22 protein-coding genes and 1 pseudogene are annotated in these 21,136 nt (G+C 57.4%); 13 read left to right on the forward strand and 10 right to left on the reverse strand.

Going from position 1 to position 21,136, the window contains the following annotated elements:
- The first annotated feature begins 30 nt into the window (after positions 1-30).
- Complete coding sequence (locus ACQZ6J_RS29370; protein ID WP_449086605.1) at positions 31-927, forward strand: DMT family transporter; 897 nt, start codon at positions 31-33, stop codon at positions 925-927.
- Here the strand turns inward: ACQZ6J_RS29370 and ACQZ6J_RS29375 are convergent.
- Positions 911-1,375: a hypothetical protein gene (locus tag ACQZ6J_RS29375; RefSeq protein ID WP_449086606.1), complete on the reverse strand. Its 465-nt coding sequence runs from the start codon at positions 1,373-1,375 to the stop codon at positions 911-913. The genes ACQZ6J_RS29370 and ACQZ6J_RS29375 overlap by 17 nt on opposite strands.
- A gap of 54 nt (positions 1,376-1,429) precedes the next feature.
- On the opposite strand from ACQZ6J_RS29375, the gene ACQZ6J_RS29380 reads away from it, so the two are divergent.
- The 3 genes from ACQZ6J_RS29380 (at position 1,430) to ACQZ6J_RS29390 (ending at position 6,379) form a co-directional block, all read left to right on the forward strand.
- Positions 1,430-2,314, forward strand: a complete 885-nt coding sequence (locus tag ACQZ6J_RS29380) for an MBL fold metallo-hydrolase (RefSeq protein WP_449086607.1) — start codon at positions 1,430-1,432, stop codon at positions 2,312-2,314.
- A gap of 242 nt (positions 2,315-2,556) precedes the next feature.
- Entirely contained in the window at positions 2,557-3,765 is a 1,209-nt protein-coding gene (locus ACQZ6J_RS29385) for a diguanylate cyclase (protein ID WP_449086608.1), read from the forward strand.
- A gap of 43 nt (positions 3,766-3,808) precedes the next feature.
- On the forward strand, positions 3,809-6,379 hold the full coding sequence (locus tag ACQZ6J_RS29390; RefSeq protein ID WP_449086609.1) for a bifunctional diguanylate cyclase/phosphodiesterase: 2,571 nt from the start codon (positions 3,809-3,811) through the stop codon (positions 6,377-6,379).
- A gap of 446 nt (positions 6,380-6,825) precedes the next feature.
- On the opposite strand, the gene ACQZ6J_RS29395 is transcribed toward ACQZ6J_RS29390, so the two are convergent.
- A complete protein-coding gene (locus ACQZ6J_RS29395) occupies positions 6,826-7,188 on the reverse strand; it encodes a hypothetical protein (protein ID WP_449086610.1) in 363 nt (120 codons plus the stop codon).
- A gap of 207 nt (positions 7,189-7,395) precedes the next feature.
- Positions 7,396-7,584 (reverse strand): helix-turn-helix transcriptional regulator, encoded by a 189-nt coding sequence (locus ACQZ6J_RS29400; RefSeq protein ID WP_449086611.1) that lies wholly within the window; start codon positions 7,582-7,584, stop codon positions 7,396-7,398.
- 578 nt (positions 7,585-8,162) lie between these two features.
- On the opposite strand from ACQZ6J_RS29400, the gene dld reads away from it, so the two are divergent.
- Positions 8,163-9,932 (forward strand): D-lactate dehydrogenase, encoded by a 1,770-nt coding sequence (dld, locus tag ACQZ6J_RS29405; protein WP_449086662.1) that lies wholly within the window; start codon positions 8,163-8,165, stop codon positions 9,930-9,932.
- A 21-nt stretch (positions 9,933-9,953) separates the two neighbouring features.
- Here dld and ACQZ6J_RS29410 read toward each other — a convergent pair whose 3' ends face one another.
- A complete protein-coding gene (locus ACQZ6J_RS29410; RefSeq protein ID WP_449086663.1) occupies positions 9,954-10,301 on the reverse strand; it encodes an amidase family protein in 348 nt (115 codons plus the stop codon).
- Positions 10,302-10,315: 14 nt separating this feature from the next.
- Between ACQZ6J_RS29410 and ACQZ6J_RS29415 the strand changes: the two genes are divergently transcribed.
- Positions 10,316-10,474: a hypothetical protein gene (locus tag ACQZ6J_RS29415; RefSeq protein WP_449086612.1), complete on the forward strand. Its 159-nt coding sequence runs from the start codon at positions 10,316-10,318 to the stop codon at positions 10,472-10,474.
- Positions 10,475-10,655: 181 nt separating this feature from the next.
- Here the strand turns inward: ACQZ6J_RS29415 and ACQZ6J_RS29420 are convergent, their stop codons facing one another.
- A complete protein-coding gene (locus ACQZ6J_RS29420) occupies positions 10,656-11,297 on the reverse strand; it encodes an HD domain-containing protein (RefSeq protein ID WP_449086613.1) in 642 nt (213 codons plus the stop codon).
- 118 nt (positions 11,298-11,415) lie between these two features.
- Between ACQZ6J_RS29420 and ACQZ6J_RS29425 the strand changes: the two genes are divergently transcribed.
- From ACQZ6J_RS29425 to ACQZ6J_RS29435, 3 genes and pseudogenes are all read left to right on the forward strand, one after another.
- Positions 11,416-12,375, forward strand: a complete 960-nt coding sequence (locus ACQZ6J_RS29425; protein WP_449086614.1) for a GlxA family transcriptional regulator — start codon at positions 11,416-11,418, stop codon at positions 12,373-12,375.
- A 35-nt stretch (positions 12,376-12,410) separates the two neighbouring features.
- Positions 12,411-12,698: pseudogene (locus ACQZ6J_RS29430) on the forward strand (NAD(P)-dependent oxidoreductase); the annotation flags it as partial.
- Positions 12,699-13,031: 333 nt separating this feature from the next.
- The gene (locus ACQZ6J_RS29435; RefSeq protein ID WP_449086615.1) at positions 13,032-13,943 is read left to right on the forward strand and encodes an HNH endonuclease; all 912 of its coding nucleotides are present in this window, start codon (positions 13,032-13,034) and stop codon (positions 13,941-13,943) included.
- Positions 13,944-14,246: 303 nt separating this feature from the next.
- Here the strand turns inward: ACQZ6J_RS29435 and ACQZ6J_RS29440 are convergent, their stop codons facing one another.
- The 3 genes from ACQZ6J_RS29440 to ACQZ6J_RS29450 all read right to left on the reverse strand — a co-directional run bounded on the left by ACQZ6J_RS29440 (position 14,247) and on the right by ACQZ6J_RS29450 (position 16,620).
- Positions 14,247-15,023 carry a molybdopterin-dependent oxidoreductase gene (locus tag ACQZ6J_RS29440; RefSeq protein ID WP_449086616.1) on the reverse strand — a complete coding sequence of 259 codons (777 nt, stop codon included), beginning with the start codon at positions 15,021-15,023 and terminating at the stop codon, positions 14,247-14,249.
- Positions 15,020-15,880: a cytochrome b/b6 domain-containing protein gene (locus tag ACQZ6J_RS29445; RefSeq protein WP_449086617.1), complete on the reverse strand. Its 861-nt coding sequence runs from the start codon at positions 15,878-15,880 to the stop codon at positions 15,020-15,022. Before ACQZ6J_RS29445 ends, ACQZ6J_RS29440 begins: the two co-directional genes overlap by 4 nt.
- Before the next feature lie 128 nt (positions 15,881-16,008).
- Entirely contained in the window at positions 16,009-16,620 is a 612-nt protein-coding gene (locus tag ACQZ6J_RS29450; RefSeq protein WP_163993910.1) for a hypothetical protein, read from the reverse strand.
- A 260-nt stretch (positions 16,621-16,880) separates the two neighbouring features.
- Between ACQZ6J_RS29450 and ACQZ6J_RS29455 the strand changes: the two genes are divergently transcribed.
- From ACQZ6J_RS29455 to ACQZ6J_RS29465, 3 genes are read left to right on the forward strand one after another with little or no spacing between them, the layout of a single operon-like run.
- On the forward strand, positions 16,881-17,438 hold the full coding sequence (locus ACQZ6J_RS29455) for a sigma-70 family RNA polymerase sigma factor (RefSeq protein WP_449086618.1): 558 nt from the start codon (positions 16,881-16,883) through the stop codon (positions 17,436-17,438).
- Positions 17,425-18,066 (forward strand): NrsF family protein, encoded by a 642-nt coding sequence (locus tag ACQZ6J_RS29460; protein ID WP_449086619.1) that lies wholly within the window; start codon positions 17,425-17,427, stop codon positions 18,064-18,066. Before ACQZ6J_RS29455 ends, ACQZ6J_RS29460 begins: the two co-directional genes overlap by 14 nt.
- A gap of 31 nt (positions 18,067-18,097) precedes the next feature.
- Complete coding sequence (locus ACQZ6J_RS29465) at positions 18,098-18,538, forward strand: hypothetical protein (RefSeq protein WP_449086620.1); 441 nt, start codon at positions 18,098-18,100, stop codon at positions 18,536-18,538.
- Positions 18,539-18,616: 78 nt separating this feature from the next.
- On the opposite strand, the gene ACQZ6J_RS29470 is transcribed toward ACQZ6J_RS29465, so the two are convergent.
- Positions 18,617-19,477, reverse strand: coding sequence for an NmrA family NAD(P)-binding protein (locus ACQZ6J_RS29470; RefSeq protein WP_449086621.1), 861 nt, complete (start codon positions 19,475-19,477; stop codon positions 18,617-18,619).
- A gap of 57 nt (positions 19,478-19,534) precedes the next feature.
- Entirely contained in the window at positions 19,535-19,957 is a 423-nt protein-coding gene (locus ACQZ6J_RS29475) for a DoxX family protein (protein ID WP_163990730.1), read from the reverse strand.
- 120 nt (positions 19,958-20,077) lie between these two features.
- Between ACQZ6J_RS29475 and ACQZ6J_RS29480 the strand changes: the two genes are divergently transcribed.
- The gene (locus tag ACQZ6J_RS29480; RefSeq protein ID WP_449086622.1) at positions 20,078-20,983 is read left to right on the forward strand and encodes a LysR family transcriptional regulator; all 906 of its coding nucleotides are present in this window, start codon (positions 20,078-20,080) and stop codon (positions 20,981-20,983) included.
- Positions 20,984-21,136 lie beyond the last annotated feature (153 nt).

Genomic DNA, 21,136 nt, shown 5'->3' on the forward strand with positions numbered 1-21,136 from the left:
TTATCTGCGGCGTGTGCAAAGGGGTGAGCAATGAGCGCAATAGCCGGCAATATGGAAACCAAGTCGAAATTTGATCTTCCGGCCTTTCTGGCAATCATTGTCACGATTGTCTTCTGGGCTTCCTCGTTCGTTGTCATCCGCGTTTGTCTTGGTCCTTTGACACCCGTCGAACTTGCGAGCGCGCGGTACGTGACCGCCGGCATTATTGCTCTTGGCTACCTGGCATTTCGCTGGACGGTGCCGAGCAGGAAAGATCTCGTCCGGATTTCGATCGCAGCCGTCCTTTTTATCGCGGTTTATGCGGTTCTGCTCAATACCGGAGAGCAGACGGTACCGGCCGGTCCCGCGAGCTTCATCATCAATACGATGCCCGTCTTCACGGCGTTGATCGCCACCTTCGCCCTTGGAGAGCGTTTCGGGATCTGGGGATGGGCCGGCACAGCCCTTTCGTTTCTCGGTGTTGCGCTGATTGCCGTCGGCGCGGGCGGAGCCCTCAGCCTCGATCCCAATGCCATTCTCATCCTCGGCGCAGCTCTATGCTCGGCGATTGCCAGCGTTCTTCAGAAACCCGTTCTCGGCCGCATGCCGGCATTGACGGTGACCGCATGGGTTTTGCTCATAGGTTCCGTTCCGCTTCTGCCTGCGGTTCCGGCAACCGTTACGGCTCTCCTTGCCGCCCCGCCAATCGTCAATTGGAGCGTTGCCTATCTGGTGGTTTTCCCGACCGTGGTCGGTTATGTAACCTGGGCGATCGCCCTGAAGCGGCTTTCGGCCGCGCGCGCGGCGAATTTCCTCTATGGCGTCCCGCCGACGGCGACGTTGATCGGCTTCTTGTGGCTGGGTGAAACGCCTTCCGTGGTCGGCGCAGCCGGAGGTATCATGGCAATCCTTGGCGTCATTCTCGTCAATGTCATGCGGAAGAGGTAACAGCCTGCCGGCGACGGCAAACGGATTCGTCAGAGTTCCGGAACCACTTGCCGAAGTTTGAGCTGACAGCAAAATAGCGCATCGCCTCCTCAACATCTGCCCAGGGAAATACCCGGTCCATCACCGGCTTCGGATCGAGGCCTTCGATGGCGCGGTTCATCGCTTCGAAGGATTCGCGCGAGCCGACGGGAATGCCGCGCGCGTCGACCTGCTTGCGGGAGATATCGAGTGGATTGACGGATACCTTCCGACCCGCCCAGGTAGCCGGCAAAGGCCGGCGCGCCGTTGGCGCTTGTTCGTACCAGACGAAAACGCTCGTAATTTCACCAGACTGTGAATAAACATCGTACGCCGATCCCGGTTGTCTAAGCGAAAACAATGGCTTATTGTGCTGATCGGTGCCATAATCCCATACCGATCTATACTCCAGGGTGAATACGGTGATCATTTGGGAAGAGACCGGCCGCGCTTCCGCTTCCCTCGCAATCGTCAGGAGTTCGAGATGGTAAATCCTCTCGTGAAGCCATTTTGGGACAAGGCAACGGGGAGCTGGCAATATGTCTTCCATGATCCCGAGACCATGAAGGGAGCGATTGTCGACCCGGTTCTCGGATACGATCTGATCGCAGGCGCCATCGATACGACGCAGGCCAAGGACATCGTTGCCTATGTGGAGCAAACGGGAATCGAGATTGTTTGGATCTTGGATACTCACCCCCATGCCGACCATTTCTCGGCCGCTTTCTACCTGAAGGGGCGGCTGGGGGCGCCAACGGCGATCGGCGAGTTCGTGACAAAGGTCCAAGTCCTTTGGAAAGGCATCTACAATCTCGGCGACGATTTTCGTGTCGATGGGTCTCAATGGGACCGGCTGTTCAAGGACGGCGAGACGTTTCAGGTCGGCAATGTACCGGTTACCGTCTTCTTCTCCCCCGGCCATACCATGGCGTCGGTGACTTACGTTGCGGGCGACGCCGCATTCGTCCACGATACCCTGATGATGCCCGACAGCGGTTCAAGCCGCGCCGATTTTCCTGGAGGGTGTTCACATGATTTGTACCGAAGTATTCGCCGAATACTTGCGCTTCCCGCCCAAACTCGTCTCTTCATCGGCCATGACTATGCGCCAAACGGGCGGGCGCCCCTATGTGAGGCGTCCGTCGAAAGCCATCTGGCTTCAAACAAGCACTTTGCCGGATCGCCGGAGGAGGACGACTTTGTGAAGATGCGCGACGAACGTGACGCCACGCTGCCTCTGCCGAAGCTCATGCTGGCGGCTCTGCAGGTGAATCTTCGTGGTGGTCGCTTGCCGGAGGCGGAGAGTAACGGCCGATCGTATCTAAAGATCCCTGTCGGTTACTTCACATCTCGCTCGGCGGACGGTTAGTCACTCCGGAAGATCATCCTTGCGACATTCAAGGCGATCTTTTGGGGCCAATTCCTCGCGCCACTTTCGAACTGCCGGCATGGGCGCCGAGACGGAAGCCAGCGGTAAATGACTTCGTTGTTTTAGAGCGATTTGCGTAACGACCTGTTTAGCATCAATCAGAACCGCGGATTAGGAGTATTCGCGTAGGATCTCATGGAAGAGTTCTCCATGGGAAGGATGATGCCAGAGATTTATCGAACATGATGGAGGCGGGAACCGTATTTACAACCGTATCGCTGATGATGCTTGCAAACGGTGGCGTTCTTGCTGTCGTTTCTCGTGATCTGCCATCGACTCTGCGACCGGCGGCGACATATTGGCAGCTGGGGACTTTGCTCATTGCGGTTGGTTGCGCATTCTTCGCGTTTGGCGAAACGCTGCCAAGGCCGATCATGCTTCTGGCAGCCAACGGCCTGATCGTATTCGGGCTTACAGCCTATCATGCTGCAGTTCAGCAATTTGACGGTATTCACCCCAGAGCATGGCAGCTAATCCCGGCCATCCTCGCCAGTGCCTGTGTTTTCTGGTTTTCCGCAGTCAACCCTGACTTCCGCGTACGGATCGCAGTCGTTTCAACCATCTGGATATGGCTGATGTCCGCCTGCCTGTGGACGCTGCTTGCCAGTTCGCATGGGGATTCCTCGCTCAGCCGCAAGATTCTTATCGGCAATTTCGCCTTGGTGCTGGCGTATACGCTCGGCAGGGGCGTCGCTTATCTGGCGATGGATCTCAGCAGCGACTTCGCCGTGGAAACCGGCGCGAACTGGTTGAACCTGTTGTCGCCCATTTTCATGACCCTCCTGCCCGTTGTCGGGACGACGGCTTTCCTCCTCATGTGCTCCGACAAGCTAAGGCGACAGTTTGAGATTGCGGCATCAACCGACTATCTTACCGGGCTACCCAATCGCCGGGTCCTCGCGACGCATGGCATAAACAAATTTGTTTCGGCCCAAAAGCATGGCGCCGATTTCGCTGTTGCAATCCTGGACATCGACAATTTCAAAGCCATCAACGACGCCTATGGTCACGACGTGGGAGACGAAGTGCTTGTTGAGGTGGCGGGTCGTTTGCGGGAGCGGATAGGCACCTTCGGTATGGTGGCGCGCACTGGTGGTGAGGAGTTTACGGTCCTTTTAAGCGGTCTCGATCACATCATGGCGGCGGACGCGATTGAGCGAATGCGCTTCGCAGTTGAACAAGCACAAATCGGCGACGGGATGTCGAGGATCCCTGTCACCGTCTCCGCCGGCATCGCTGTTTACTCTTCTGAGGACGGAGCCTTTGAAGACATGCTTCGACGCGCAGACATGGCTCTCTATTCGGCAAAGGCAAGAGGCCGCAACTGTGTGGAAGTCGCTCTGCAGACGGCGATTCCGGCGTTGACAAGGGGGGTAAATTGCGTCCAATGAGTCCCCATCAGGCTCTTTGTCTCCACTATTGGAGGATGGTAGCATGAGCTTCGATCGCCACCTCATACTAGAAACCGCGCTCGAGGAGGCCATCGATGCCGTCGTCCTGGCTGACGACGTTAATCGCATCACGTTCTTCAATGCGGCTGCAGAGCGTCTCTGGGGTTGCCATCGCGGTGATGTGCTCGGTAAGGATATCAAGGACTTCGTTCCTTGCGGCATCTGTCCGGCCCGTGACGTTTATGTCGATGCCAACCGGGATGGCTACGCAAACAAGATCGTCCGCACCAGCCGGGAGGGCCGCATTGAGAGGGAGGACGGCAAGGAAGTCTGGGGCTCTTTTTCCCTTTCCGAGGTCGATATCGGCGACAAGATTCGCCACCTGGTCTTCATCCGTGATGTGACGGAGGAGGTTCAGCGCCGAGAGGAACTCCGCCTTCTGTCCTTGGTGGTGAACGAAACCGACCGCACCGTCATGGTGCTCGACCAAAACCGTCGCATCATTTACGTCAATCGCGCCTTCAGCGACCAGTTCGGCTATAGCATCCCCGATGCCCTCGGGAAATTGCCAACGGATTTTCTCGTCGGTGAAGGTACGGATGTGGATACTCTTGCCCGGCTGCAACGGAAGGCCTGGCAAGATCAGGGCTTCACCGAGGACATCCTTTGCTATGATCGTAGTGGCAATCCCGTCTGGGTCTCTGCAGCGGTGAATCCGATCCGCGACGCTCAGGGCGACGTCACCAACGTCGTCGTGGAGTTGACCGATATTGCCGCGCTCAAGCGGGTTCAGTCCTTGCAGGATGACGTCCTTGAGGCGCTCGCCAGCAATATCTCGCTCGCGGAGGTCATGGATTTCTTGTGTCGGCGGGTGGAAGCCATTGCACCGGAGATCGTTTCGTCCATCCTGCTTGTCGACACCGAACAGAAATTGTGGTCGCTGGCGGGGCCAAGTCTTCCCACCGCTTATAACGATGCAATAGCCGGGGTCCCAGCGGGCGAGAACACCGGTTCTTGCGGAACGGCCGTCTGGCGTGGCGAACCTGTTTATGTCACCGATATCGCGACGGATCCTTTGTGGACCAATTACAAGCATCTGGCGCTGCCGCATGGGCTCAGGGCCTGCTGGTCTTCACCGATCAGGCTGGGCGACGGCCGTATCGCGGGCACCTTCGCGTTCTATTATCGCGAGCCACGGGGACCGAGCGCATTCCATCGGCAGATCGTCAAGGCCTGCCTATATCTATGCAAACTCGCCATTGAACACCAAGAGGCGCGCCGTCAGATCGCGGTGCTCTCCCATTTCGATTCTCTGACCGGCTTGCCGAACCGGTCGCGGCTTCTGGAGGAAACCGAAAGCATCCTTCGCAAAGCCGAGGATGAGGGCCTGAAGGTCGCAATCTTCACGGTCAATCTCGATCACTTCAAGGACATCAACAGCAGTCTCGGCCACGCTATCGGCGATAAGGTGCTAATCGAGGCGGCCTATCGGCTGCAACGACTTGTCAGCGACTTTGCCGCAATCGTCGCGCGCGCGGGTAGCGACTCTTTCGTCGTCGTGCTGTCTGATTGCGATACCGCTCGGGCTGCGGTCAGGGCGGATAAGATCCTCCGCGCAATTTCCGAACCGACGGAGATAAAAGGCTTCAATCTGACCCTGTCCGCCAGTATCGGCATCAGCATCTCCGGTGACAAAGGCACCGATCCCGAGAGTCTTCTCAAGCACGCGGAAACCGCGATGTTTCAGGCGAAGTCGGCGGGCCGTGGTGTGTATCGCTTCTTCAGCCCGGAGATGAACCGGCTTGCCCAGGATCGCCTCGTGCTCGGCGCTGCCCTGCGCAACGCCCTGTCGACGAACAGCCTGAACCTCCATTACCAGCCCCAGATCAATCTCAACTCGAACACGCTTCACGGTGTCGAAGCGCTTGCCCGCTGGCATGACCCGGAACTGGGCAATATCCCTCCAGACCGCTTCATTCCCCTGGCCGAGGAAATCGGTCTGATCGATACCATCGGCAAATGGTCCCTTCGCGAATCCTGCCGCCAAATAGCCGCGTGGCGCAGCGAAGGCATCCCAATTCCCACTGTCTCGGTCAATCTGTCGCCGCTGCATTTCAACGACAGCGGCTTGCCCGGTTACGTGGCCGGTCTGCTCGAAGAATTCAATCTCCCCGCTGCGTGCCTCACGATCGAGATCACTGAGAGCGTGATGATGGATGCCGGCGTGGAAACACTTCGAACGTTGGCTAAATTGCATGAAACTGGGGTCGGTCTGTCGATGGACGACTTTGGCACCGGCTTTTCCTCCCTGTCGAGTCTTACGCGAATGCCGATTACCGAACTCAAGCTCGACCGCAGTTTCATGCGCAATTTCGAAACCGATCCCAGTGTACAGGCGGTCGCGGCGACGGTTGTCGGTATCGGCCTGAGCCTCGGGATGACAGTCGTTTCCGAGGGCGTGGAAAACGAGAACCAGGCAAGGCTTCTGCGGCGGCTCAACTGCACCGTCGCCCAAGGCTATTATTTCGCCAGACCCATGGAGGCTTGCGATATCGAGCGATGGATCTGCGCCACTCGGTTGGATGACACAGCGCCACTCAATATCAGCGCGTGAGCCATTGGAAATTCTGTAGCCGTTTTCCTGACGGAACACCCTCGGCGGATCGGATTTCGTATGATGTCAGGGGCCTCCTTGCCTTATAATTCTGCAGGTTAACCCTTTCAGTTTTGCTGAGGTGTTAAGCCGTCCTACAACGACGATCGAACACCTTTGCGACGGCTCTCAGGATTGCCGAGACGTGTTCGTATCGGACATCCGATCGCCCAACATGATTTCCGAGCCTGCTGCGGAGAGACACGCTTCGTATTTTATCTGGCCGAACATTTTCGCGCCTGCTGGCAACGATGGCCATCCTTGCTCACGTCAAGTTGCCGGGTGCGACAATCGACGTCTGGCTGTTGATTGTCATTAACGGATCTCATTGGATCTGACATACACAGCCTGTCGATACAGGAGGTATTCCCATGAGGCGCAGTGCAGGCATGGCCGAGCTCAAATCCTCAGACGAATCCAACATGCTCTCCAAAGGGTACCTCTTCCTCAAGGTTACCTGTTCCGATACGGACGCTCTCCCCTGACAGCCTCTCATCCTCAGCGATTCCTTCGGGATGATGAGCCTGCCCAGGGTGATGATCGAGGTGTCGTTCGGAGGCTTGCTCATCTTCATCGACGCTAGCGTCGTCATGATCTTCATCCCGGAGCACAGCACGCTCTTCGTTCATGATCTCGAGATCTGCCGTGATCTGGGCCTGGCGCTCCGCAACCCACGCCCGGTCGGGTTCCGAGGCTATCGACATGCTGTGGTTTATCTGCGTCGCCGACGAGGAAGAGGTGGGGGATGTCGCAGCGATTTTCTCGACCATGATGACCTTCTTTCGGGGCGTGCCAAATCCAGCGGACGCCGGATTCATCACAGTGTGACTAAAGTAAAGTTCCCCTGTCAATGTCGAGATACGCAAGGCGGTCAGCAGACTGTGCCGGGTACCGCTATAGCGCCCAAGTGGGCGGAATTCCAAACGCCACGGAGAGTACGCATATGAGGTGGTTCTGGTAGGTGAAGGCGATGTCATTTAGCGGCGTCGATGTGCCACATCAATTTCATCGCCCTTTCTGAATGGTGGTACCGGATCTTCCATCGAAAGGGGCGTTCCCGTTGTCTGCCTGAAGGCTTGAGAAAATGGCCCCGACGAGAAACTGCAGGCTTCGGCAAGACGCGAAATAGGCATTTTCGTGGTAATGTCCGCATCGATCAATACCAATGTGCGGCGGACCTGCCACGCAGTGAGATCGTCTGGGCGAGCTGACTCCGACTATCGGGCGACACCGTTTGTCATAGACTGGGGAGCGATGACCGGCAGCGAGGCCGAGCGCGCAAAAGAGCTGGCGGAATAGAACGCAGACTGTGGTTAGTTGCGATAGGAGCCGAGCGCGCGGAACTATAACGCCTCCGTCAAGTCCATGATCTCTCTGACGGTGTAGGCTGGTGCGTGAACTCGATCTCATGGAAGCCGGCGCAAGGCCAATAGACTGATAGCGAAACCCTCAAGCGATCCACGCTGACGCATTCGCATGGGGACAGCGTTGCTGTGTGGGCCGCCCGGTTGCCTGCCCGCTAAATAAAATGCACAACATCCAACTTGCCTTGGGCCTGTTGTGGGAGCAGGCTGCCCCTTGTCACGACGCATAACGTTTTTGAACGCCGATCGCTCGGTTAAGACTCGATGGACAGTGGGCTAGCGTATCGATGTCCGCAAAATGGACAGCATTGCTTGATTGTTGTGTACTTGCGTCGAGGAGTCTGTCGCGGCGGCGATCGTCTGAGCACAGTGGAGGCAGGATGACTTTTGCTGCAACGCAAGCGCCGCTCGCAACGAGTTCGACAAGGGCGGCAAACAATTCCCAACTCGTCGATGAGCTGAAAGCAATCGTTGGAAGAAGATATGTTCTGACGAGCCCTTCGGCAACTCAGAGATTCCGGAAAGGCTTCCGGTTTGGGAACGGGCCGGCCCTAGCCGTGATACAGCCGGGCAGCTTGCTCGAACAATGGCGCGTCCTTAACGCCTGCATCAAGGCGAACAAAGCCGTCATCATGCAGGCTGCCAACACCGGCCTGACCGGAGGATCCACGCCCGACGGCGATACATATGATCGCGATATCGTCATCATCAACACCTTGCGCATGAACAGGATCCATCTTATCGGAAATGGCCAACAGGTCATTTGCCTGCCGGGCGCCACTCTTTTCGAACTCGAAAAGATGCTGCAGCCACTCGGTCGCAATCCACATTCGGTGATCGGCTCCTCATGCATAGGCGCCTCGGTTTTTGGCGGGATCTGCAACAATTCCGGAGGCGCGCTGATCCATCGCGGGCCTGCATTCACGCAAATGACACTATATGCGCAAGTGACCGAGAGCGGGGATGTCATCCTTGTGAACCACCTAGGTGTCCGGTTAGGGACCGATCCGGAGGCCATTCTCACCAATGCCGAGAATGGAAGCTTCAAAGCCGAGGATGTTGAATATTATCCTGATCGCTTCTGCTCGGACCACGACTATCAGCAGCATGTGCGCGATATCGAGGCGCCGACGCCTGCGCGTTTCAATGCGGATCCGAAGCGCCTGTTCGAGGCCGCCGGCAGCGCCGGAAAGGTCATGCTTTTTGCCGTTCGCCTTGATACTTTTCCCAAAGAACAGAAGACCGGTGACTTCTACATCGGCACCAATGATCCAGGTGAGCTTACGCAGATAAGGCGGCACATCCTCGCGCACTTCAAATCTCTTCCCGTCCAAGGCGAATATCTGCACAGGGACGCTTTCGATATCGCCGAGAAATACGGCAAGGACACCTTTTTGGCGATACAATATCTCGGGACCGACCGTCTCCCGACATTATTTGCGGTGAAGGGATGGTTTGACGCGCTTTGCGCGCGCGTCAAGTTTGTCCCGCACGATTTCTCGGATCGATTTATGCAGGCTGCCAGCAGCTTCTTTCCGAGACACCTGCCAAAGCGACTGTACGAATATCGCAATCGGTTCGAACATCACCTGATGCTGCGGATGGCGGACGACGGGATCGCAGAAGCGCGCGATTATCTCGCCAAGCGCTTTCCCTCTGCCCAGGGGGCTTTCTTTGAGTGTACGCTTGACGAAGGGGTTAAGGCGTTCCTGCATAGATTTGCGGCGGCCGGCGCGGCGATCCGTTACCGCGCCATCCATCGCAAACACGTTGAGGACATGGTCGCTCTCGATATCGCTCTTCCTCGCAATGGCACAGACTGGTTCGAGCGTCTGCCGCCCGATATCTCCAATCGGCTTGAGCAAAAGCTTTACTACGGTCACTTCTTTTGCCAGGTTCTCCATCAGGATTACATCGTCAAAAAAGGCTTCGATCCCATGGAGGTCGAACATGCGATGTGGACGATCCTTGATACGAGGGGTGCCGAATATCCGGCTGAGCACAATGTCGGGCATCTCTACAACGCCAAAGCCTCGCTGGTTGACCACTATCGGACACTTGATCCCTGCAACTGCTTCAATCCGGGGATCGGTCATACCCCGAAGCTTCTGCGATGGCGGAAGGATGAGCCGCTTCCAGGTCCCGAATAGGTCCTGGCGCCGAGCCAATAGTCACTGAAAAACCTGTTTCCGGATTGTGCCTTGCATGGGGAGGATCACTGAATCCCATGTCGCAAGGCCGATCGGTGACATGCCGGCGGCGAGTGCAGCCGATTCTCCACCGGACGAACCGCCAGGCGTGCGCTTGAGATTCCAGGGAGTAATGGTGCGGCCGGTCACGAGATCGTCGCTCTCTGCCCAGAAGGAGAATTCGGGCTGGTTAGCCTTCATGAGCGGAACGCCGCTGGTCGCCTTGAAACGTGCGACCAGCGGCGTTGCTTCCTTGTCCGGAATGTTGCCCACGAACAGCTTCGAACTGCGCTGGGTGAAGAAGCCTGCGGTATCCAACGAACCCCTGATCGAGAAAGGAACCCATGCAGCAGACCCAGAGCGGTGCCATCCGCGCCCGCATGGTCAGCAAAGTCCGTGCCCATTATCGCAGCTTCGACCTTGAGCGTCACGACCGCGTTGATCTGGTGGTTCACGACATCGGTGTGGTCCAGATGCGCCGGCACGACCTCGCGCCACGATAGTTGCTTCGCGCGAATGAGCGCCGCGAGAGCTATCGCATGCTGATAATAGATTGGGTTGGTGTCGATCATACCCGTCTCCTTCGAAGTTCTATCTATCGGTAGACAGGCAAAACTGAAGCAACGAAAGACCCAGCGCTCGTTGAGACGTCGGGTCCGTCGATCCAGGCCGGAAGTGGCAATATCAGCCGTGCCAGTGCGATCCGCGGATGACGCTGCAGAAGTTCCCGCGATGGAAATGCGGGTCCTTATCCGCGAGCACGTCGGCCTTGACGTTCCCGAATGTGGTGTCCGGTTTGTGCTTGATACCGTCGTAGAAGGCTTGGAGGATATCTTCCTTGAAATGCGGCGTCCTCGGGAACGCCCGCACGACTGCCTCCCGTTCGGCCTCCGAATATTCCCCATAGGTCAGGCCAAGGACATCCATCTCGACGCCGGCCGTCACCAGCGCGACGACCGGATGCATATGCTTGGGGATGCCGGGCGTGGTGTGCAGCGCGATTGCCGCCCAGACTGTATCGATGTCGGCCTGCTTGATACCGTGCCGTTTCAGGAAATCCCGCGCCGCGTTGGCGCCGTCGACCTCGAAGCGTTCATCAGCGCTGCTGTAGGCTTTCATCAAGCCCATATCGTGGAACATGGCTCCTGTATAAAGCAGTTCCGGATCGAACTTCAGGCCGCGATGTTCGCCGGCCAACGCGCCGAATAGATAGACCCGGCTCGAATGATTGAAGAGCAGCTCGGACTCCGTATCGCGGACAATCTCAGTCACCTCTCGCGCAAGCCTGCTATCGGGGATTTTAAGGGCGTGATTTGCAGTGGTCATCATGTGCCTCCTTTCGTGGCTCTTCCAACCCTAGATATCCCTGTCTGTGTCCCCTATAGTCGTATTACGACGAATACGGACATTTGACCCAAATATGAGACACCAAGCTGATTCAAGGATGATTGGCATCCTCGCACTGCCAGGCGTGCAGATGCTCGACGTCGCGGGTCCTCTCGACGTTTTTGCCGAAGCCAATGTGCAATCCGGCCACCAGGCCTATGCACCATGCGTGATTTCCACTGTCGAAGGCCCCATTGTCAGTTCATCCGGGCTGCGCGTTGTTCCAGACATGATCCTCGGTCTTCACGTATCCACCATCTTCGACACGCTGCTTGTCGCCGGTGCCCCGCATCTTGGCGATGTCCCTGCAGATCCGAAGCTGGTGGACTGGCTGCGTCGGGAGGCGCCGCAGAGCCGCCGGTTTGGCTCTGTTTGCAGCGGCGCCATGGTGCTGGCCGCGACCGGATTGCTCGACGGGCGGCGCATCACCACACATTGGGCTGTTGCCGAGCCGCTTGGACGGCTCTTCCCGGAAGTCGACATCGAGATCGATGCGCTGCACGTTCGCGACGGACAGATCCGTACGGCGGCGGGCGTGACGGCGGGCCTCGATCTGGCGCTCGCGCTTGTCGAAGAGGATCTTGGCCGCGAGGTCGCCAAGAAGGTCGCTTCTCAGCTCGTAATGTTCTTCAAGCGTCCGGGCGGCCAGCTCCAGTTCAGTCGGCGAGGCGAGGCCAATCCCGCTGGCCGGTCGGCCCTGCAGGAAATCCAGCGCTGGGTGGTGGCCAATCCGACCGCCGACGCCAGTATGGCGGCGCTTGCCGAACGCGCCGGTCTCAGCCCGCGCCATCTTGCGCGATTGTTCAGGCAGGAAATCGGGATGACCCCATCAACCTGGGTCGAAACGGTCCGGATCGATGTGGCTCGTCAGCTACTTGAAGCCGGCGAGCGGCCCAAGCAGGCTGCTGCCGCTTGCGGCCTTAGCGACATCGATACTTTTCGTCGCGCCTTCCGTCGCCAGGTCGGTATCACGCCCACCGAATATCGACGCCGCTACGAAATGGCAGACGCCGGCTAGCCTGCAGATAAGCAGAACCGGAGCATCAGGGAATCGAACTGCGGCGGATGAAGAGGGGCGCCATCTTCATCAACAACTCCCGCGGCACGGTGGCCGATCTCGACGCGCTTGCGAAAGTCCTGAGGGAAGGACATCTGGCAGGCGCCGCCGTCGACGTGTTCCCCAAGGAGCCAGCGTCGAACAACGAACGCTTCGAGACACCGCTGCAGGGTTTGAGCAATGTCATTCTGACGCCGCATATCGGAGGCTCGACCGAAGAAGCGCAAGAGCGCATCGGCGGGGAAGTTTCAAGAAAGCTGGTTGAGTATTCAGATATCGGCTCGAAAGCTGAAAGGCTTTCGCCGTCGGATTCATGATCGTTCTGGTTTCCCTTACAGATGAGATTCCAGCCCCGAGGCATGGCCTGCTAAGGAATGAATGTTAGCGAAGGGTTAAAATCGGGTGCTTTGGGACGTGGCGGGGAATTCCGGTCAAATCATGGACCGGATCGACAGCGACCCCGCAAAGGCCCGATATGATTGGCAATCCAAGGCACCGCTGCTGTTCCGGAGCTTCATAAAGTGTTCCCCTTAAAACCTTCCACTCCGAACAATTTGTCTTCGAACGAAAAATAGACATCATATCCGAAACCGATCTTGTCGTGCTAAGCATCGAGCATGGGATTCGGAGTTTTCATTCATCGCTCGGACTCGATCTATGACGACAGTCCGGCTGAACAGTATCAGTTTCCAAGCCAGTACCTCGGTCGTGTTCAAGGCTGCGTAGGGGATTGGATCATCTATTATGAACCGCGCAAGGTTGCCGCCACGCGCGGCTATTTCGCCGTGGCCAGGATCGCCCAAGTCATCCCGGACCCGAAGATGGCTGGCATGTATCTGGCGCTGATCGAACCTGGCAGTTATCTTGATTTTGTCAATCCTGTTCCGTTCAATGGCCCTGATGGGGTCATTGAGCGTGGCGTATTGAACGACGACGGACGGATTTCAGGGAGGGCGCAATCGGCGGTGCGGCCCATTTCCGCTGCAGATTTCAACCACATCCTATCGGTCGGTCTCAATGAGACTGAACCCGAATTGCCGCGGCTGGGTGGAGCGGGAACGGCTGATCTTACAAACGGATTTGAGGACGCCGCTCAAGCGCCATTCATCTTTGAGCAAGAGCGTGACCGCGTCATGCAGCTTACCTCCCGCGCTATTCGCAATCGGCTGTTTCGGCGGCTCGTTCTACAAGCCTACGACAAGCGCTGCGCGATCACCGGCTTGAAACTTATCAATGGTGGTGGACGGGCTGAAGTGGACGCGGCTCATATCCGACCTGTGGAGGCGAATGGACCTGACACCCTCGGTAACGGCGTTGCCTTATCGGGTACGGCACATTGGATGTTCGATCGCGGCCTCATCAGTCTTTCGGATGACCTGGATATCCTGGTTTCGCGGCAGGCGAATGATCCGGAGAGCATAAGGGGTCTGATCAACAAGACTGGCAGAGCGATCGTGCCCTTGCGACCGTCTGCGCGGCCGCATCCGCATTTTATTCGGTGGCATCGCGAAAATTGCTTCAAGCATTAGCGGAAAAGACAATCGATCGACAAGTTAGAAACCGAATTGTGTTGAAGCGGTCGACTTAGGCTGTCGACCGATTGGCTGCGGCCTAAGCTGCAGCTATCAAACACTCGCAGGTCGCCCAAATGGAATTCTATTAGCGTGTCCGCTTGGTTCAGATACAAAAACTCTCCGCAAACTTCGATGAGAGCAGTTCGAGGGTTCAGATCGACTCAAGGCGAGGCTAAATATTGCGCGCTTGAGGTACGCCTATGCCACGGTTATCGTCTACGGTCGCCGCGCCCCATTATTGACGTCTGATACGACATCTCAAATGCCGGCATACCATTCGTAGCCACGATCTTCCCAGAAGCCGCCGTTACCACCCCAGAGATCATCGAACCGGTCACGGATTTCGATGCGCATGACGTATTTGGCGTGTTTGTAGCCAAGATGACGCTCGACGCGCAGGCGCAAGGGGGCACCGTGTTCGACTTCCAGATCCTTGCCGTTAAGCGAATAGGCGAGGATTGACTGCGGATGAAAGGCGTCGATCAGGTCAATACTTTCATAATAGCGGCCGCTGCCATCGAGCGTCTGTTCCAGTTCATCCGCACAATAGAAGACGGCGTAGCGAGCGCCTGGCTTCAACCCCGCAGTCTGCAGGATCAACCCGAGAGGAACACCCTGCCATTTACCGATGGCGCTCCAGCCTTCGACACAGTCGTGGCGGGTGATCTGGGTGCGAGAAGGTAGCTTCTTCAGATCAGCCAACGAAAATTCCATCGGCCTGTTGACCATGCCGTCGATCTTGAGCCGCCAGTTGGCGAACTTGGTTTCGACCATCTGGACATATTCGGCGCTGTTTGGCTGAACTGATCCATTCGGATGAAAGCTCGGTGAAATGTCCGCGTCGGTATATTCTCGGGCAAGCGTTTGCGGCGAAACGATGAGCCGCTGTGTGCCCATGGTCAGCCGCTCAGCCAGAGCGAGCACCTTCTGCACGTGCTGGTTCTGAGAAAGGTCATCGCATCCGGTCAGGCCCACGGCGCCCAGACTGGCGGCCGAGCTGACGAGAAAACGGCGGCGAGTGAAGATGGAGCTCATCGGTCGGTCTCCTCGTTGATGATAGCGTAGCGGCCGGTCACCATCGAACGTATGTTGTTCCAAAGGCCGGAGAGAATGACCATCGCGATATGCACGACGACGAAGGCCACCAAGCTCCAGGCGGTGATGAAATGAATGGAGCGGGCCGATTGGCGACCACCGAAAATATCGAGCAGGAAGGGGTAACCAGCGTCTATCGCGGGCGACATGGTCAATCCCGAACCGATCATCAGCGGCAGGAGGATGAAGATAACGATGAGATAGGTCAGCTTCTGTAGCGCATTGTAGCGCCGCGCCTTTTCTCCTTGCGGGAAGCGCAGCCGGGCGTGGTCCTTAATTTCATGCCATATATTTGTGGGTGAGATATCTTGAGCCGTCGGCGCGAGATCGCGGCGGAAATGACCGTCGGCCAGACCGTAAGCGAGGTAGACGAGCCCGTTGATGACGAACAGCCACGCAAAGAAGAAATGCCAACGTCGGCCAGCTGCAAGATCCTGGTAGCTCGGTATCGTCGCCCAGGCCGGGAATGCGCGCGGCATCATTTCGCCGTCGGCCGTGGAAGCACCGAGTATGCCGGTGGTGGTGATCGAGAGACGGCCGATGCGCACTATTCCGACGATGTTGTCGCCATCCTGATTGCTGGCGATTTCGAACCACGACGGATCTTCCACCGCTCCGTAATTTCCCCAATGTAATTGTGGATCGGCATTGAAGATCTGCATGCCACTCATCAGCAGCAAGGTCAGACACAACACATTGATCCAGTGCGTTATTCGCGTAAGGGCCGAATGACGGCGAATGAAGATCTTGGCCGGGGGAGATGGCGGCGCGGTGCCGATCTGCTCGATGCTTGCCATGGATAATTCTCCTGACGTGCCGCCGGAAGGCGGTGTCCGAAATCATATGCTGCGACGCTATCGCCGCTCATTGAGCTGCCCGGATGCGCTCGGCAACCGGGCAGCCCCGTGTTGTCGGCATGGATGCGTCACATTGGCGGGATGACGCCGTTTATGCCGACCACGATACTGTCGGATTCAACCGTGTTGTCTCCATTGGTCGTGCCGTTGATGATGACCCCTGCACCGGGTTTGATGTCGTCCTTCGTCGCCTTGCCGAAGGTGACGACCGGCGTGCCCGGAGGGATCGAGATCTTCTTCTCGCCGCCCTTGTAGGTGAGCGACAGAGTGGGACCATTGACCGAGGTGACGGCACTGGCAACCGTCGCATTGGTCATCGAGCTCTTCGGCTTCAGATCCCAGCCGTAATCGCCCTCGCCGGTGCCTTTCATCGCGGCCGGGAAGATCAGCACTTCCAGCGCCCCGTTGATGCCGCTGTCGGTCGGAACGGACGCGATGCCGACGAAATCCCCAGGCTTGATGTCTGTCACGGAGGCGTTGACGATGCCGTTGACGGCCCAGCCGGATTTCAGCTTGATCGTCACGTCCTTGCCTTCGCGCGATTTGACCATCAACGTATCGCCGCTGAGGCTTTCCACGACGCCGCGGACGCGTGCCTTGTCGGCAGCCTGTGCGGATAGTGTGGTCACGGCTCCAAGCGCCAGCACCACACCCATGATCTTCAACTTCGTGAGCGCCATTCTGCTCTCCATATCTTTCATCTTTTCGATATGATGCCCATCCGGCAATCTGGAGCGGGTAGGGCGATCGCTTTGGAAATGAGACAAGGTGGCTATGGCATCCTACCGGAGACAACCGATTGTCCCTCAATTCCGTCCCCTCATTCGGCGCTTTTGAGAATGCGTTACAGTGATCACGCCGTTGTGATCGCAATAAAGGCGACAAAAAATCCGGTTCAGGATGTAACAAATAGCGCCGATCAACGAATGACTGCACGCGGATGACGAAATCGGTATCGGAACAGGTCCTGAAAGGCTTGATGCTTCTCTCGCTTGACGGCGATGAGGCTGCGTACAGACGCTTGCTCGTCATTTTGCGAGATCTGCTTTTGGCATTTTATCGAAGGAGGCTTGGATCGAATGCAGACCGTGACGCCGAGGATCTGGTCCAGGAGGTGCTTTTGGCGGTGCATAGCCGGCGCATTACCTATGATCGGGAACGGCCGTTCACCGCGTGGTTTTTCCAAATCGCGAAGTACAAGCTGATCGACCACTTCAGGGTGAATGGTAGCAAAAGAGGCGTCGAAATTGCTTTGGGAGACGAGATCGCGGCTGAATTTCGAGAGGAGGCACTCTTTGCCCACCTCGACATCGACCGTCTTCTCGATCAATTGCCTGCCAAACAGAGAGAACTTCTGCGCCAGGTAAAGATTGCCGGAAAGACCACTGCTGAAGCCGCCACCGAGAGCGGGCAGTCTGAAGCAATGGTTCGTGTCAGCATTCACCGCGGGATGCGCGCGATTGGACGCAAGCTGGGTTTTGCCAATGACGAAAAATGATGAATTCATCGAGGCTCTGGTAAGCGATCTCACTCCGGTTCGCCATCATGCGCTGCGAGTAAGGCTTGCGCTGACAATCATTGTCGGCGTGATCGGTGCGGCCATCGCGCTGCTGATGTCGCTCAGCTTTCGCCCGCATCTGCACCACGTAACGGTGGCGGCGTTTTGGGTGAAATTTTTATATACCGCCGTACTAATGAGCGCGACGATCGTAGCCCTTGAACGGGTTGCGCGCCCAGAGGGTTCGATTGGGAGTATGGTTAGGGTTCTGGTCGTGACATTCAGCGTCGTCGTGCTTCTGGCCATCGCTCAACTCGGACTGTCGCCGGCTTCATCCTATCCGGGTTTAATCGTCGGATATTCGGCGTCTTTTTGCCCCTTCCTGATCGTGGCTTTCGGCATTCCCGCCTTCTGCGCCAACATGTGGTTTCTCAGGCGTGCAGCCCCCACGCGCCCCGTCCTTGCCGGTTTCGTTGCGGGCGCTTGCGCCGGCGGCATCGGCGGCTGGGTCTACTCCTGGGCCTGCGTCGAAAACGGTATTCCATTCATCGCGATATGGTACACGCTCGGCATCTTGCTGAGCGGGCTGGTCGGAAGCCTGGTCGGCAAATTCAGTCTGCGCTGGTAGCCTTGTTTTGACCTGCCGAGGTGCTGCAGGCATGCCTCCCGATCAGATCAGTATCGTCTCGCGCAAGGACGGTAAGGAAAAGGTCGAAGGGCAGGGCAACAATGCCGCCGAAGGTGCGGGAACAGGCGCTGAAATTGGTGTTGTCGCTGGTGGCGCTGCAGGCGGGATCGTCGGCGCAATGATCTCATCCGGCGTTCCTGAAAAGGACGCCCACTTATATGCTGAAGCCTTGCGTCGTGGTGGCTCCGTCGTCATTGCCAAAGTGGCAGACGACAAGGTTGCGGCATCGCAGACGATCCTTAACGACGCACGAGCGGTCGATCTTGATGACCTTCGGGCCAAGTATAGTGCCGTCGGCCCAGAGCGATCAGACCCTTATGATAAGACGCAAATAGCGGACTTTCATCAAGCCAGAAAGTCCGCCATTCTAAGATTCAGAAGATTGGGCCAGAGCAGACGTGAGTCGGATTGACATGAACTGTTGAGTGTTTGCCAGAACGCGTCCGACGCAGAAGCAGATAGTCTCTGTCGTGCCTGATCCGTCCAGGGCTTATCCCTTGGCGGCTTTCTGCGCCGCCTCGAAGACTTCGCGTGCGGACGTCGTACCCGCGATGTGCTCCGTTTTCTCGGCTCCGAGATCCATCCATCCCGCATTTACGGCCTCATACATTTCTTCCGCAGGTCCCGTGTGGCCTTTGGGGATACCGAGCTGCTCGAACGCTTCCGCCCACCCCGCACGCGGGACTGCAAAGGCTTTCACGTCGAGCTTCAGGACTTCGCCCAATTGCTCGGCGACTTCATCCGCGCTGATCATCGAACCAAGCTCGATGACGCGCTGTCCTGACCAGGCTGCCCCGGTCAAAAGCGTTGCCACCTCCGCGCCGATGTCGCTCGTCGCGACCATGGTCGATTTCCGGTTTGTCGGATTATAGTAGACCGGTAGCATCCCACCTTGAGCGACCTGCAAGCCGTATAGGAAGTTTTCGAAGAAACCGCCCGCGCGCAGAAAGGTGACCGGAGATGTCAGATTGCGAAAACCTTGCTCCAGAAGCGAGAGCGCCGTGATCATCCCGAGCCCGCTGGTTCTGTTCGCACCCATCGACGAGAGCGCTATCACGCGCGGCGGCGCTGCCTCGGTGAGCGCTGCGACATAGTTCGCAATCACGCCCTTCGCTTCTTTATAGTCAGGCGAAGGTGCCCATACAGAAGGCAACATGACAAACGCACCTTCAACGCCTTTGAGCGCCTGCTCGATGGCTGCCGCGTCATTCCAATCGCCGTCCACCAATTCCACGCCCTGGTCCGCCCAGATAACCGCCTTTTCGCGACTACGGACCAATGCGCGGACTTTATTGCCTTGTGCCAACAGATGTTGTGCCGTTGCACCACCGACTTTTCCGGTAATTCCCATTACTAAAAACATGCGTTTTCTCCTGATTTTGAGGGACAGAACAATGCCGCTGTTGGTTCAATGGACGAGCGGCAAAATGGCCCGGATACGAGGATCGCGCAGATAGAGGCCGCCCCATGTCGTCGCGCCTAGAAGCAGGGAAATAAGTTCGGGCGGCGACCCCAGCTCACCGATGCGAATATGGGCGCAGATCGCGCCTCCCAGAAAGCCCGTCACCAGGATCGCCCCGAGGACGGCGGTCGCCGGAATGGCGTAAAGTATGGCACAGGCGAGTATGATTGGACCAACGACACGGGTCAGGCCCATCGCGAATCCGGCTTCCTGCAATATGCTGGCGATCTGTTCCGGCGCGAGAAGCTGAATAGCGCCGTCTGCCACCAGAGCGATAACGACGAATGCACTCATTATCCGGCCGGTCCACAGGGCGCGACGCAAGGGAATGGTTGCAGGCACCTGATTTAGATTCATAGTTTCGGACACTTGCTGTTCTCCGAAGGGTGGATCCCAATATTTGGAACTTACTGTGCCTCTCATGTGTGATAAATATCAAAGAAAAGAACTCATTGTTCTCCTAGGTGATAACAATATAGAGGCACGAAAATGCAGAATCTCGAGCCCGTCCTTATATTCGTGACGGTAGCGGAAATGGGGAGCTTCACCCGCGCAGCCGATAGCCTCGGCATACAAAAAGGGAGGGCCTCGATGGCGGTCCGGAAACTGGAAGAAGATGTCGGTGTCAGGCTCCTGCATCGGACGACGCGAAGTGTGCAGTTGACGGAGGACGGACGCGCATTTCACGCCCGTGCCCGCGATCTTCTTGCTGAAGTTGATGACCTGCACACGATGTTCGCAGACGACCGCGTGGCACTTCGCGGACGTCTACGAGTCGATCTTCCGACCGAGGTGGCGCGCACAACGATCGTGCCGGCATTGCCGGATTTCATGGCGGCTCACCCCGAGTTGGAGCTGGAGGTATCGAGTACGGATCGGCAAGTTGATCTGGTCCAAGAGGGGTTCGACTGTGTATTGCGGCTTGGCCCCATCAGGGACGAGACGCTGATTGCCCGCCCACTGGGTCTCTTACGCATGGTCAACGCTGCCAGTCCCGCCTATCTGGCGTGCTATGGCGTCCCTCGATCGCTGGAAGATCTCCAACGTCAGAAGCATAGGACAATTCATTTTTCGACGGCGCTGGGTGCAAGACCCTACGGATGGGAATATCCGGACGACGACCGCTATGCGACGCTTCAGTTGCCGGGTGCGCTACACGTTAACAGCGCGCAAACCTACGATGCCGCTGCCCTCGCTGGCCTTGGCCTGATTCAGGCGCCGCTCTTGGGAATTGGCCAATACTTGGAGAGTGGAGCGCTAGTGGAAGTTCTCCCCAGTTTTCGTCGCCGGGCGGTCGCCGTATCCCTCGTCGTAGCACATCGGAGCAATCTGTCGCGCCGTGTCCGGGCATTCATGAAATGGATCGAAGATGTGCTGACGCCGTATATGGAATAGATAGGCGCTTTCGAATCGAAGATCGGTATCCACGGCTATGGCTTCGTGCCGATGCGGGTCCCGGCGGATTTCGACTATTGGGGCCTATTTCATGCGGTCGATGAGCGCATACCTGTCGATTCCCTGGCTTTCGGGGCGCGCGTCTTCAAGCAG

It is taken from the genome of Rhizobium sp. A37_96, assembly GCF_053521765.1.

Coding starts and splice junctions, on each gene's coding strand:
- ACQZ6J_RS29440 (WP_449086616.1), bottom strand. CDS start 15,023: ATGAGCTCCATCTTCACTCGCCGCCGTTTTCTCGTCAGCTCGGCCGCC.
- ACQZ6J_RS29415 (WP_449086612.1), top strand. CDS start 10,316: ATGCAGCAGACCCAGAGCGGTGCCATCCGCGCCCGCATGGTCAGCAAA.
- dld (WP_449086662.1), top strand. CDS start 8,163: ATGACTTTTGCTGCAACGCAAGCGCCGCTCGCAACGAGTTCGACAAGG.
- ACQZ6J_RS29480 (WP_449086622.1), top strand. CDS start 20,078: ATGCAGAATCTCGAGCCCGTCCTTATATTCGTGACGGTAGCGGAAATG.
- ACQZ6J_RS29395 (WP_449086610.1), bottom strand. CDS start 7,188: ATGGTCGAGAAAATCGCTGCGACATCCCCCACCTCTTCCTCGTCGGCG.
- ACQZ6J_RS29465 (WP_449086620.1), top strand. CDS start 18,098: ATGCCTCCCGATCAGATCAGTATCGTCTCGCGCAAGGACGGTAAGGAA.
- ACQZ6J_RS29375 (WP_449086606.1), bottom strand. CDS start 1,375: ATGATCACCGTATTCACCCTGGAGTATAGATCGGTATGGGATTATGGC.
- ACQZ6J_RS29450 (WP_163993910.1), bottom strand. CDS start 16,620: ATGGCGCTCACGAAGTTGAAGATCATGGGTGTGGTGCTGGCGCTTGGA.
- ACQZ6J_RS29460 (WP_449086619.1), top strand. CDS start 17,425: ATGACGAAAAATGATGAATTCATCGAGGCTCTGGTAAGCGATCTCACT.
- ACQZ6J_RS29370 (WP_449086605.1), top strand. CDS start 31: ATGAGCGCAATAGCCGGCAATATGGAAACCAAGTCGAAATTTGATCTT.
- ACQZ6J_RS29425 (WP_449086614.1), top strand. CDS start 11,416: ATGATTGGCATCCTCGCACTGCCAGGCGTGCAGATGCTCGACGTCGCG.
- ACQZ6J_RS29435 (WP_449086615.1), top strand. CDS start 13,032: ATGGGATTCGGAGTTTTCATTCATCGCTCGGACTCGATCTATGACGAC.
- ACQZ6J_RS29385 (WP_449086608.1), top strand. CDS start 2,557: ATGATGGAGGCGGGAACCGTATTTACAACCGTATCGCTGATGATGCTT.
- ACQZ6J_RS29455 (WP_449086618.1), top strand. CDS start 16,881: ATGACGAAATCGGTATCGGAACAGGTCCTGAAAGGCTTGATGCTTCTC.
- ACQZ6J_RS29470 (WP_449086621.1), bottom strand. CDS start 19,477: ATGGGAATTACCGGAAAAGTCGGTGGTGCAACGGCACAACATCTGTTG.
- ACQZ6J_RS29420 (WP_449086613.1), bottom strand. CDS start 11,297: ATGACCACTGCAAATCACGCCCTTAAAATCCCCGATAGCAGGCTTGCG.
- ACQZ6J_RS29445 (WP_449086617.1), bottom strand. CDS start 15,880: ATGGCAAGCATCGAGCAGATCGGCACCGCGCCGCCATCTCCCCCGGCC.
- ACQZ6J_RS29390 (WP_449086609.1), top strand. CDS start 3,809: ATGAGCTTCGATCGCCACCTCATACTAGAAACCGCGCTCGAGGAGGCC.
- ACQZ6J_RS29380 (WP_449086607.1), top strand. CDS start 1,430: ATGGTAAATCCTCTCGTGAAGCCATTTTGGGACAAGGCAACGGGGAGC.